The organism is Nocardia sp. NPDC046473 (assembly GCF_040645995.1).
In the GTDB taxonomy this organism is placed as follows: domain Bacteria; phylum Actinomycetota; class Actinomycetes; order Mycobacteriales; family Mycobacteriaceae; genus Nocardia.
On sequence record NZ_JBEYZJ010000006.1, the window covers coordinates 643,690 to 656,077 of the forward strand.

Sequence of the window (12,388 nt, forward strand, 5' to 3'; positions counted from 1 at the left end):
GTGATCATCGATCCCAGTGGCCGCGGGCCGAGCCCGCGCCAGCTCTCGCTCGCGGGCATCGCGCTCACCACGGTGATACTGCTGCTGCTGTTCCTGCTCGGGTTGCGCTACACCGGCCGTTTCGAGGACAAAGTGGGTGTTGTCGCGCTGCTCACCAGTACCGGTGACGGACTGCCCGAACATGCCGACGTGAAGTTCCGCGGCATGATCGTCGGTTCGGTGGCCGGTGTGCAGGTCGTCGCCAAGGGTGAGCGGCAGCGCGCCGAGATCGATCTGAAACCGGCTGTCGCATCCATGATTCCGGCGGCCGTCACGGCGCGGGTCATCCCCAACAACATCTTCGGCGTGACGGCGATCGAGCTCGTCGACAACGGGCACACCACCGAAACCCTGCGCGCGGGCGCCGAGATCCCCGAGGACACCAGTGCGGGCACGGTTCAGCTGCAGACCACGCTCAGTGTGCTGCGGGATGTGCTCGACCACATCCAGCCGGAGAAGCTGGGCCGGGTGCTCGCCACGCTCGCCGATGCGCTGGACCCGACCGCGCGGGTTCCGGGGTCCACCATCGAACGCCTTGATCGCTGGCTCACCCAGATGCATGCCATCCCGGGCATCGGCAACCTGCTCGGCGATCTCGGCCGCGCCACTACGGCATTGAGCGTGTCCGCGCCCGATCTGGTCGGGGTGCTGTCGGATTCGGTGACCACCGCCCGGACCCTCACTGAACGGCGCGACCAGCTCGTCGCGCTGCTGACCAACGCGAGCGTGGCGGTCGACTCGGTGAATTCGCTGTTCGCCCGCAACCCCGACGCGGGTAAGGAAGTGGTCTCCGGGCTCGGCGAACTGTTCGGCAGCCTGGCCGAGGATCCGCAGGCGCTGCAGCAGACGGCGGCCAATCTCAATGTCTCCCTGCGGAAGTTGCGCTCGGTCTTCGGCTTCGGGCCGAGTCGCCAGATGATCTGGAAGATGGACGTGTCCTTCACCCCGTTCCAGCAGTACACGGCCGCGGATTGCCCGCGTTACGGCAGCATGGCCGGGCCACGGTGCGGCGGCGCCTCGGTGCCGGAAGTCGCTCCACCACAGGAGTATCCGGCGCAAATGACACCGAACTGGTTGGATGCGGCCGGGCCCAAGCCGGTGCTGCCCACGGTGCCCGCCCTTCCCGGTATTCCGATGATTCCGGGACTCACCGCACCGGCCGCTGCGAAAGACCCGATACCGAATGCCCAAGGCCCCAATGGTTTACGGGGACCGGATGCGGTTGCGGCGATCGTCGGCGGTCAGCCGACCGCCGCGCAGTATCTGCTGCTGTCACCCCTGTTGGCCGGCGGCTCGGTTACCCCGGTGGACAAGGGCGGTGACCATGAAATCAGGTAGGGCGCTGATCGGCTTCAGCCTCTTTGCGGTGGTCGCGGTCGTGCTGACGTACACGATCTGGTCCACCTTGCAGCGCTCGGTGACCGGCGACACCGACTCCTACTCCGCCACTTTCTCCGACGTTCTCGGACTGCGCGTCGGCGACGACATCCGGATGGCGGGCGTACGGGTCGGCCGGGTGGACGACATCGACTTCGACGGCGACTACCGTGCCCGCATCGAGTTCCGCATCCAGCGCAGGCAGCGGCTCACCACCACCACGAAAGCCTTGGTGCGCTACCAGAATCTGATCGGCCAGCGCTATATCGCGCTGGTGCCCGGTACGGGCGACGGCCAGGTACTTGCCGCGGGTTCGGCGATCCCGCTCGACCACACCGAGCCCTCGTTCGACGTGTCCGCGCTGCTGTCCGGGTTCGAGCCGTTGTTCAGTGTGCTGCAACCGGATCAGATCAATTCGCTGTCGGAGACGCTGATCCAGGCGTTGCAGGGCAACAATGTTTCGCTCAGCGCGTTGATCACCCAGGCCGCCGAGCTCGCGGGCACCTTCGGGCAGCGCGACAAGATCCTCGGCGACGTGATCAGCAATCTGAGCAGTGTCGTCGCCGGGCTCGCGCATCGCAGCGGCGAGCTGGAAACGCTGATCACCCAGGCGCGTTCGCTGGTCGAATCGCTGTACGCGCAGGGTGAGTCGCTGAAGAGCTCGGTCGGTCAGGTGGCCACCTCGACCGACTCGCTGGTCCGGCTGATCGGCCAGGTGAAGCCGAATATCGCTCGGGCGCAGAACGATGCGACGAGCGGCGTCGCGCTGCTGCTGCTCAACGGCGCCTCGCTGGACCAGGCGGCGGTCGAGCTGCCGAATCTGCTCAACGGCATCGCCCGGTTCACCAGCTATGGCGCCTACGGCAATGCCTACATCTGCCGCCTCGATGTCTCGCTGTGGGGCGTGCTGCTGCCGCCCGGGCTCTTCTCGCAGGTCGGCGGCAATTCGCAATCGGAGGTGTGCCGGTGATGACACGAGCGCGGTCCCTGGTCGGCCGGGTCCGATTGCCGCGGAACAGGCTGCTGTGGCTCGGCCTGCTCGCGGCGGGTTCGGTGGTGCTGCTGCTGGTCGGCTCCAGCGCGCTGTCCCAGGCTCGGTTGGGGGACACGACGATTCAGGCGGAGTTCGCGCAGGCGGCGGGGCTGCGGGCGGGTACGTCGGTGGATGTGTCCGGCATCGAGGTCGGTTCGGTGCGTGCGGTGCGCCTCGACGGTGCGAAAGTCGTGGTGGACCTGAGGGTGCGCCGGGACCTACGGCTGGGTCCGGACGCGCACGCGGCCATCAAGATGACGACCATTCTCGGCAAACTGCACGTCGAGCTGGTACCGGGCAACGGAAAAGGGTTGCCGGGCAACCGGATCGCGCTGGCGAACACCTCGGTGCCGTACAACCTCGGCAAGGTCATTCGTGATCCGGTGTACAAGTCGTCGTTCGAGCGCATCGAGCGGATCGATCCGGTCAAGTTGCGTCAGTCGTTGGACCTGCTCAGCACGCAGATGGGCGATTCGCCGCAGCTCACCGTCGAGGCGCTGAACAGCGTCGGCGCGCTCGCCAAGGTGATCAACGATCGCCGCGACGAGGTCGACGTGCTGTTGAAGGGCATGGATCAGGTCTCGCAGCTGGTGTCGGACAATCGCAACAGCGTGCTGCTGTTGCTGACCCGCGGCGAGGCGATCGGGAATGCCGTCGCGCAGCGCCAGACCATGCTGAAGTCGTTGCTGGACAACGTCGCCGAGCTGTCCCGGCTGCTGCAGCAGATGGGCCTGGAGAACAACGATCAGCTCGGGCCGATGATCCAGAGCCTGAACACCATGTCCGAGGGCCTGGAGAAGAACCGGGACAACCTCGACTCGCTCTACGAGATCATGCCGGTCGCGTTGCGGCAGTTCAACAATGCGCTCGGCAACGGCCCGTACGGCGACGTGTGGGCGCCGTGGGTCTTCCCGGACAACTGGTTGTGTTTCGCGGGCGCGGTACAGGGGTGCAACTGATGAAGATAGGTACTTTTCTGAAAACCGCCGTGTTGTGCTGGGTGGCCGCGGTGGCGTCCGGCTGTTCGCTGCTGCCGGACAGCCTGAGCGGGCTACCGGACCAGTATCTCGGCGAACATCTGCGAATCAGCGCCGATTTCGAGAACGTCGCCGGTCTGTACGCGGGCAACGACGTCGCGATTCTCGGTGTCCCGGTGGGCCGGGTCGACACAGTGACAGCCAAGGGCAGCTATGTCGAGGTGACCATGTCCATCGACAAGAACGTCAAGGTGCCCGCCGACGCGATCGCGGCTCTCGTTTCGCCGCAACTGATCACCAACCGGCACGTCGAGCTCGCGCCCGCCTACGAAGGCAACGGTCCGGTGCTCGCCGACGGCGCGCACATCCCGCTCGAACACACCCGCACGCCGGTCGAACTCGACCGCATCCTGGACAATTTCGATCAGCTCGGCCGAGCGTTGAAGGGCGACAACGAGATCGGGCCGATGGCGAGCCGGGTCCTCTTCCCGTTGCTCGACGGCAACGGCGACAAGCTGCGCGCGACGCTCGACGCGATGTCCTCGGCGTTCGAGGTGAGCCTGGCCAATGGTGACCAGATCTCCAACACCATCGTGAAACTCAACGAGATCACCCAGATCATCGCCGAGAACGACCAGACGGTGCGCGATTTCAGCGGCCGGCTCACCGAGATGGTGCAGCTGATGGGTGATCAGGCGCCGGGGCTGCAGGCGGTGCTGACTCAGCTCAACGACTTCGTCACCAACACGTCGACGGTGGTGGGCACCAATCGTGAGCAATTGCTCGGCGCGCTGACCCGTTTCACCAACCTCACCGCGCAGATGCGGGCCAACGCGCGCTCGGTCACCGAAATCGCAGACGTCACACCGCTGTTCTTCCAGAACTTGGCCAACGCCACCAGCCGGGAACATCAGGCGCTACGTCTGCACGGCCTGCTGGACAAGTCGGTTCTCGACGGCGAGGCCCTGTCGGTGTTCTGCGAACGGATACAGCTGCGCCTGGACGGCTGCCGGACCGGCAAGATCCAGGACTTCGGCCCCGACTTCGGGCTCACCGCCGCACTGCTCGGACTGACCAAGTGAGGATCCGTGCGTTGGCCACAGTGGCCGTCGCGGCAACCATCGCCGCGACGTCGGGTTGTGCGGTGACGGTGGACAACGTGCCGCTGCCCAAACCGGGCATCGGCGGCCCCGGCTACACCTTGCACGCGGTGTTCCGGGACGCCCTCAACCTGCCCGCGAACGCGCACGTCAAGATCGGCGGTACCGACGTCGGCATGGTCTCCGCGATCAGCACCACCGACTTCCTGGCCGACGTGGAGATGCAGATCCGCGAGGACATCCAGCTGCCCCGCGGCACCACCGCCGAGCTGCGCCAGGCCACTCCGCTCGGCGACATGTTCGTCGCGATGACCCTGCCGACCAAGCAGGAGAGCGCCGAGCTGCTGCGGCCGGGCGACACCATCGCTCCCGACCACACCGCGACCGGCGCCTCGGTGGAGCAGCTGATGATGTCGGTTTCGCTGCTGCTCAACGGCGGTGGCCTCAACCAGGCGGCGCGGATCACCTCCGAGATGAACTCCATGTTCGCCGGGCGCGCGCCGGAGCTGTCGCACCTGATCACCGAGATGACCGACGTGCTCGCCGCGCTCAACCGGCGCACCGCCGACGTGGATGGCGTGCTGTCCGGCATGAACGCGCTGACCGGCGAATTAGCCAGGCGCAAAGCCGAATTGGGCGCTGCCGCGGACACCTTCCCGCCGCTGATCGGTCTGGTAGCCGAAAACAACAGGGCCATCGCCGATCTCATCGCCAAGGTTTCGGTGACCATGGCCGCGCTCGGCGACTTCACCGACACCACCGGCCCGGACTTCCTCAGCCTGTTCGACAGCATCCAGCGGCTCATGTCCGGATTCGCCCAGATGGGTGACGATCTCGCCGGCGCACTGGACGGCCTGCACGCCATCTACCCGTCGATCTCGGCCAGCCTGGACGGCCCGGCGCTCGCGGTCGCGGCCACCGTGTCCTACCTCAGCGTCGGCGCGCTGACCGACCCGAGGGGCAGCAGGCCGCCCGAAATCGGTGACGTACCAGCCTTTGTCGGCAGTCTGGCGCAGGTCATCGAGAAGGTCATCGGCCGACTGCAGGGCGGTGGGCGATGAATCCGCCGCTGTGGCAATGGCTGGTCCGGCATCGGGTCGCGGTGGCGAATATCGGCCTGATCCTGGTGCTCGTACTCGGCGTGTCCTATCTCGGCGTCAACGTACTGCGGATCAATCCGCTGCCGAGCACGTACACGGTGCGGGTGGAGTTGCAGAACTCCGGCGGCCTGGCGGCCAACAACGACGTCACCTTCCGCGGCACCCGCGTCGGTCGGGTCGAGGACGTCCGGATCTCCGGCGACGGCGTCGCGGCGATCGCCGAAATCGACAAGACGGCAAGGATTCCGGTGGGCGGCACCGTCGCCGTCGGCCGGCTTTCCGCGGCGGGGGAGCAGTATCTCGACTTCCGGCCGGACGTGGACAGCGGGCCGTACCTGGGCGACGGCTCGGTGGTCGAGCGTGCGCGGACCACAACGCCGGTGACGGTGCAATCGGTGCTCGGCAGCATGAGCGGCTTGATCGGCGGGATGAATCCGGGACGACTCAATGTGATCGTCGACGAGCTCGACAAGGCGCTCGCCGGTGGCCCGGATCGGTTGCGCAACATGATCTCCGGTATCAGCAGGGCCATGGCCGGGCTCACCGATCTGCTGCCGCAGACCAGGCAGCTCATCGAGAACCTGCAGGTGATCGCCGACACCACTGCGCACGCGCAACCCGACCTGACCACGCTGACGACCGGCTCCAGCGCGCTGTTCCAGCAGATGACCGCCGCCGATCATGAGGTGCGCACGTTCCTCGATCTCGGGCCGGGCCAGCTGGCCACCCTCGGCGGCATCGTGCGCGACACCGAGGACCCGATGACCAACCTGGTCACCAACTTCGTCGCGATCACCAGGGCCGCGAAGCTGCGCGCACCGGCCATCGCCGCATTGTTCCCCGCGCTACGTACGGGTTCGGCGGCCATCGGTATTCCGGCGCACGACAACGCCTATCACACCCTCGTCGATCCGTGGCCGCGACCGACCTGTGACTACGACACGATTCCCGTGGTGCCGACCAACAAGACCGTCGACACCAGGGTGCGGCTCTACAACTACTGCGTCACCAGTAATCCGGCGCTGCAGGTTCGTGGCTCGGCCAACGCGCCTCGACCGAACGTGCCGGACAACGGATCCGGCCCGCCGCCCGGCGTCACCGGCAACGAGCTGTCCCGACCGGCACCTGGCAGATAGGAACACATCTTATGAACGACAACGATGGCGAGATCGACGCGCTGATCGAGGATTCGGCGCAGGTGGAGTCGAGTGATGCTGTGACAAAGGAAGTCTTGGTAGCAGAGGATGCGGCAAAGCCGGTGGAGACGAAACGCAGTCGGCTCATATCCGGTCGAGCCGGGCGGATCGCGCTCAGCGCGGCAGCCGCCGTGTTGCTGTGCACCGCAGTGACTTCCACCGTCGTCTTCTACCTGCAGAACAAGGGCAACAAGGCGATCATCGACGCCAACGCGGACGCGCGCACCGCCGCCTGCAAGTACGCCCCGATCCTGGCCGACTACGACGCCAAGAAGCTGGACGCCTACTTCGCGGCCGTCCTGGACGGTGCGACGGGCGACTGGAAGAAGCAATTCGACGGCACCAGCAAGGAATTGCGCGATGTGCTCACCCAGGGCGAGGTGGTGTCGAAGGTCAACGACGTCCAGTGCGCGATCAAGACCGGCGACGAGACCTCCGCCGAGGCCATCGTGGTGATCGGCCAGACCATCACCAGCATGGGCACCCAGGGCAAGCCCGCGCCCGGCCAGCTGTCCATGGTGATGCGCCTGGAGAAGGTCGACGGTCGCTGGCTGGTGAACAAGGTGAACTCGCCACTCGCCCCGCCACCGCAGCAGTAACTACCCGGCCTCGCGACCGAACAGCACGACCCGCATCAGGTGGACCACCCGCTGCCGCGAGCACACCGGGTCGTCGGAGCCGAAGCGCTGGCCCAGATCGACGACCAGGGCCAGCGCCGCGTGCACCAGCAGCCTGGCGTCGGCGGCGGACAGCTCGGGCCGGACGCCGACGAGCAGCTTGGCCCACTCCTCGACGTTGAGCCGCTGGATGTTTCGCAGCACGGTCCGATCGTCGGCGGGCACATTGCTGATCTCGGCGTAGTAGACGAAGGTCAGTTCGCGTTCGGCGAACGAGCCCGCCACGTACAGCTCGATCAGCGTGGTCAGCGCCTGCTCCGGGCCGTCCGCCGCCGCGACCGCAGGACCGATCGCGGCCGAAACCCGTTCCGCGGCACGGCGGAACGCGGCCGCGAGGATATCGCCCTTGCTGCGATAGAAGCGGTACACCGCCGACGAGGCGGGCAGTCCGGCGGCGGTGGCGATGTCCTCGACGCTCACATTCGGGTAGCCGCGCTCATGGAACAGTTCGATCGCCCGCGCGAGCAGCAGCTCGTGCTTGAAGGTCAACGGAATCTCTATTGCCGCAAGGGTTTCGGTGTGCTCAGCGGAGGGCGGCAGGGCACAGTCTGCGACCGTCCGGCAGGCGGCGCCGAGCAGTGTGGTCAAGGCGCGCACCGGGATCGACACATGATGATCACCGATGCTGCTGAGCACACTCAGTACCGCCGCCGACAGTACCGCCCGGTCCGCCTTGTTCAGCTCCGGCCGTGTCTCGGCAAGCAGCGACATGAGGGCCGAATTCACCTTGGCCAGTTGGCTGTCGAGGATCGCGGCATCGGCGTCGTCGAGATAACGGCGCTGCCAGCGCAGCAGTGCGGCGCTGCGGCGATTGGTGATCGAGGACGCGATGAGCGCATCGATGACCTGCCCGAGTCGTTCCGCGGCGGGCAGCCCGTCGGACGAATCAGGCAGGCGCACCGCCGTTTCGCTGAGCGTGCCGAGCCGCAGGGCCTCCTCGCGGAACAGCGCGTACTTGCTCGGGTAGTGGCGATACAGCGCGGCCGAGCTGATGTCGAGCCGGGACGCGATGTCCTCCATGCTCACGCCGTGGTAGCCGAGCGCCCCGAACGCCTCCGCCGAGGCCGCCGCGATCTGGGCCCGTCGATCACGCGGCCGCCGCCGGACCACGCGCGCCGCCGCCGAGGCGGACGCCTTGTCCGTGGCACGGCCTTCCTGGGCACCCATGCCGCGATGGTAGCCGAACCGGACGCTCGGCAGCGGGGCGTTTCCGGCCTGAAATCAAACTGAATGGAAGATCACAATGAGAGTATGATTTGGCTCGCTACCTCTAGATCTTCCGAACCTCATCGGCGGAATACCGGGTAACATAAACGACCGGTCGGTACCTCGGTCGTGCCCGGCTGTCCGAGTGCCTAGACCGCGGCGGGACGCCCGAAAAGAACCACCTGCATCAACAGGCGGACTCGGCCCTGCGCCGCCATCGGCTGGTTGTCGAACGCGCGCCCCAGATCCACCACCAACGCGAACGCGGCGTGGATGAGGAAGCGCGCCTCGGCCGGCGACAGCTCCGGGCGCACCTCGCGCAGCAGCCGCGCCCACTCTTCGACGCTGAGCCGCTGAATGTTTCGCAGCACCGTGCGTTCCTCCGCCGGAACATGCTGGAACTCGGTGAAATACACGTAGGTCAGCGCGCGCTCGGCGAACGACCCCGCCACGTACTGGTCGATCAACGCGGTCAGGGCGCCCTCCGGGCTCGCCGCGGTCGCGACCGCAGGGCCGACCGCGCCCGAAACCCGTTCCGCGGCACGGCGAAAGGCCGCGGCGAGCAGATCGCTTTTGCCGCGATAGAACCGGTACACCGCCGAGGCGGCGGACAGCCCGGCGGCCGTGGCGATGTCCTCCACGCTGACATTGGGGTACCCGCGCTCGTGGAACAGCTCGACCGCTTTGCGCAGCAGCAGTTCGTGTTTGAACGAGTCCGGGATCTCGACCACCTGGAGCGGCTCGGCGGGCTGTTCTGCGGGCAGTTCGGTGCCGATGATCGGCAGGCACGCCGAACCCAGCAGTCGGGCAAGGGATTTCACCGGGAGCGTGGCGTGGTGGTCGGCGATGCTGGTGATCGTGCTCAGCACCGCCATCCGCAGCACGCGAGTGTCGTCCTCGGTCAGTTCCGGTCGCAGCTCGGCGAGTTGGCTGCCGAGCGCGTCGAGCACAACGAACTGCTGATCGTTCAGCAGCGTCAGATCGTCGGGCTCGAGGTAGCGGCCCTCCCAGCGCACCAGGGTGATGGTCGGCCGGTTCTCGATGGTGACGGCGATGAGTGCGTCGAGCACATGGCGCAGCCGCCGTTCGGGCGACCAGGCCGCGGCTTCTTCGGGCAGCTCGACCGACTCGGTCATCGCCCGGCCGACCCGCAGCAATTCCTCCCGGAACAGCGCGTACTTGCTCGGATAGTGGCGGTACAGCGCCGCCGAACTGATGCCGAGGCCGGTGGCGATGTCCTCCATGCTGACGCCGTGATAACCGAGCGCGCCGAACGCGGCGGCCGAAGCCGCGGCGATCTGCGCCCGTCGATTCTTCGGCCTGCGCCGGATCTCCCGGGGTGCCGAGTCGCCGGTACTCGCCTTCCGCGCCGTACGGCGATTGTCGACACTCATGCCGACATCGTACTGATCAGGGCAGGTGGGGCGGGCTACGGCTCGGTGCCGGACCGGCCGGGTGCCCCAGGTCACCACGAATCGGGGGTGGTACCTGCCCGAAGGAGGCAGGCGTCGCCCCGACCCGTAGGCGTGGGTCCGCGCAGGTGAGGGCCGCCACAGCCGCCCGGCCACAGGTGCGCGGAGTGCTGTTGCCCGATCAGTCGCGCGGCGTGACGACCAAGCGGGCCTTGCCTTCGGGGACCGTGGTGATGTTGCGCGTCTTCGCGCGTTCCGGCGCTGCGCCCTCGGGGCGCGAAAGGGCGTGCCGCACAATGATTTCCCGCAGCACCACGGAGCCTTCCATGAGGGAGAAGCCCGCGCCGATGCAGCGCCGGACGCCACCGCCGAAGGGCAGCCAGGTATTCGGCGCCACCTCGCCGGAGAGGAAGCGGTCCGGCCGGAAGACGGCGAGGTCGGGATAGTTGTCGGGGTCGCGGTGCGCGAGCAGGATCGAGGTGTTCACCACCGTGCCCGCGGGCAGTCGCCGGCCGCCGACTGTCATGTCCCTGGTGAGTTTTCGGTTGGTGCCGTTGATGATGACGTGCAGCCGCATCGCCTCTTTCAACACGGCCTCGAGGTACTTGTCGTCGCCGGTGCGCGCGGCGGTGACGGCCGCCTCCTGGATGTCGGGATGCGTCGCGATCTCGTAGAGCGCCCAGGACAGCGCCGATGCGGTCGTCTCATGACCGGCGAGCAGCAGGGTGACGAGCTGATCGCGCAGCTCGGCGTCGGTGAGTGGCGGATCGTGATCGTCGCCGGTGCCCGCGTGCAGCAGCCTGGACAGCACATCGGTGCGTTCGGCCAGGTCCGGCGCGCGCCGACGGCCTGCGATCTCGGCGTAGAGCAGGGCGTCGACCGCGTGCAGATTCTCGGCGAAGCGCTTCCACGGACCGATTCGGCGAAGCAAGGACGACTTGATCCCGAGGAACACCAGCGGATTGAGGTACACGATCCGCCGCAGTCGCGGCGCGAGCTCGGCGCGGGTCTGTTCGTCGGAGACGCCGAACACCACCTGAATCATCACCTCGAGGGTGAGCGCGTTCATCCGGTCGAGCGTGATCAGCGTGGAACCCGGTGTCCAGCGGTCGATCTCGGCGACGGCGATGTCGGCGACCAGGTCGCGGTAGGCGCGCAGCGCCGAGCCGTTGAAGGCGGGCATCAGCAGTCGTCTGGCGCGCGCGTGCTCGTCCTCGTCGGTGAGCAGCAGGGAGTGCTGGCCCATGACCACGCCGAGGATCTGGTTGCCTTCGCCCGCGTGCAGGTCGCGCGGGTTGCCCGCGAAGATCTCCTTGATGTGTTCCGGGCGGGAGTACACCACCGAATGGTCGGCGACCGGCGGGATGCGCAGCGTGAAGACCTCGCCGTACCGTCGCGCGACGGCGGGTACGAAGCGCTGGCGATCGAGCTGGAACAACAGGCTCTGCACGAAGGCGGGCAGTCGCGACCCCGGCGGGTAGGTGGCGGTCTCGTCGCGTTCTCGAACATCCTGTGCGGCCACAGTGCCACCTTCGTTGAGTATGAGACGAACCTGTTTCATACCACGCTAGGAGATATATCCCGCAGAATCTATAACGCGGCAGGTAATCAACCGTACTTGACGCGGCCGCGCCGAGCGGCCATCCTGAATCGGTCAGCACCTCGCTAGGCGAGGCTCCTGCGCGAACACAGGCCACTGATCCGACGACGTCGAGAGACGCCCAGGATCAGGACAGATCGCTTCGGATTAAGGGGCGATCCCAGGTGGCTTCCCGGTACGGGATACGTCGTGCAGTGCCGAAGCTCTGACGAGAGGGGTGCCCGCCCGGCCGTTTCGGTCGGCGTCCCCTGCCTTGCGTGGTCCGACACCGGAATTCGGCGACGCGCGTGTGTCACGGCAGCAAGGAGGTGAGGGACATGAAGTCAGGCGATAGTCCGTATCCGAGTACGGATTCGACCTCCCACTCGCTCCCGGCCCACTGCCGCCGTGTGATCGACTGAACCCGCAGACTTTTCGATCCGGGCGTTCGGTCGTGCCCGAAATCGGTTGTGGTGGTGGGCCTTTCCTTGAAGGAGTCCGTCATGACGTTCGCATTCCCGCGTGAGCTACCGGTGTGGCCCGCGCTGATCCACTCGGCCCGCCGGGTACTGGCCCGGTACCGCCTCACCCCCGAGGAGCACCGCAATCTTGCCGAGGCCCGCGCCGCCCGAGCGGCCATTTTCACGGCCTCGATGGGCGGGCATCCGTATTACCGGTGACCTCGGCACCTA

Annotated in this window: 11 protein-coding genes and 1 riboswitch; of the genes, 8 read left to right on the plus strand and 3 right to left on the minus strand. The window is 67.0% G+C overall.

Annotated features, from left to right (window positions below):
• The 7 genes from ABZ942_RS24675 to ABZ942_RS24705 are packed head-to-tail and all read left to right on the plus strand — an operon-like array spanning position 1 to position 7,421.
• Entirely contained in the window at positions 1–1,377 is a 1,377-nt protein-coding gene (locus tag ABZ942_RS24675; protein ID WP_357385712.1) for an MCE family protein, read from the plus strand.
• A complete protein-coding gene (locus ABZ942_RS24680) occupies positions 1,364–2,386 on the plus strand; it encodes an MlaD family protein (RefSeq protein WP_357385714.1) in 1,023 nt (340 codons plus the stop codon). Before ABZ942_RS24675 ends, ABZ942_RS24680 begins: the two co-directional genes overlap by 14 nt.
• Complete coding sequence (locus ABZ942_RS24685; protein ID WP_357385716.1) at positions 2,386–3,408, plus strand: MCE family protein; 1,023 nt, start codon at positions 2,386–2,388, stop codon at positions 3,406–3,408. Before ABZ942_RS24680 ends, ABZ942_RS24685 begins: the two co-directional genes overlap by 1 nt.
• Positions 3,408–4,508 (plus strand): MCE family protein, encoded by a 1,101-nt coding sequence (locus ABZ942_RS24690; protein ID WP_357385718.1) that lies wholly within the window; start codon positions 3,408–3,410, stop codon positions 4,506–4,508. The genes ABZ942_RS24685 and ABZ942_RS24690 overlap by 1 nt, the downstream gene beginning before the upstream one ends.
• Positions 4,505–5,587, plus strand: a complete 1,083-nt coding sequence (locus tag ABZ942_RS24695; protein WP_357385720.1) for an MCE family protein — start codon at positions 4,505–4,507, stop codon at positions 5,585–5,587. Before ABZ942_RS24690 ends, ABZ942_RS24695 begins: the two co-directional genes overlap by 4 nt.
• Complete coding sequence (locus tag ABZ942_RS24700) at positions 5,584–6,762, plus strand: MlaD family protein (protein WP_357385722.1); 1,179 nt, start codon at positions 5,584–5,586, stop codon at positions 6,760–6,762. Before ABZ942_RS24695 ends, ABZ942_RS24700 begins: the two co-directional genes overlap by 4 nt.
• Positions 6,763–6,773: 11 nt before the next feature.
• On the plus strand, positions 6,774–7,421 hold the full coding sequence (locus ABZ942_RS24705) for a hypothetical protein (protein ID WP_357385724.1): 648 nt from the start codon (positions 6,774–6,776) through the stop codon (positions 7,419–7,421).
• Here ABZ942_RS24705 and ABZ942_RS24710 read toward each other — a convergent pair whose 3' ends face one another.
• The 3 genes from ABZ942_RS24710 to ABZ942_RS24720 all read right to left on the minus strand — a co-directional run bounded on the left by ABZ942_RS24710 (position 7,422) and on the right by ABZ942_RS24720 (position 11,639).
• Positions 7,422–8,666 (minus strand): helix-turn-helix domain-containing protein, encoded by a 1,245-nt coding sequence (locus tag ABZ942_RS24710; protein ID WP_357385726.1) that lies wholly within the window; start codon positions 8,664–8,666, stop codon positions 7,422–7,424.
• A 188-nt stretch (positions 8,667–8,854) separates the two neighbouring features.
• On the minus strand, positions 8,855–10,099 hold the full coding sequence (locus ABZ942_RS24715) for a TetR family transcriptional regulator (protein WP_357385728.1): 1,245 nt from the start codon (positions 10,097–10,099) through the stop codon (positions 8,855–8,857).
• 199 nt (positions 10,100–10,298) lie between these two features.
• Entirely contained in the window at positions 10,299–11,639 is a 1,341-nt protein-coding gene (locus tag ABZ942_RS24720; RefSeq protein WP_357385730.1) for a cytochrome P450, read from the minus strand.
• 132 nt (positions 11,640–11,771) lie between these two features.
• A riboswitch (M-box (ykoK) riboswitch) is annotated at positions 11,772–11,941 on the plus strand.
• 258 nt (positions 11,942–12,199) lie between these two features.
• On the opposite strand from ABZ942_RS24720, the gene ABZ942_RS24725 reads away from it, so the two are divergent.
• Positions 12,200–12,376, plus strand: a complete 177-nt coding sequence (locus ABZ942_RS24725) for a hypothetical protein (RefSeq protein WP_357385732.1) — start codon at positions 12,200–12,202, stop codon at positions 12,374–12,376.
• Positions 12,377–12,388 lie beyond the last annotated feature (12 nt).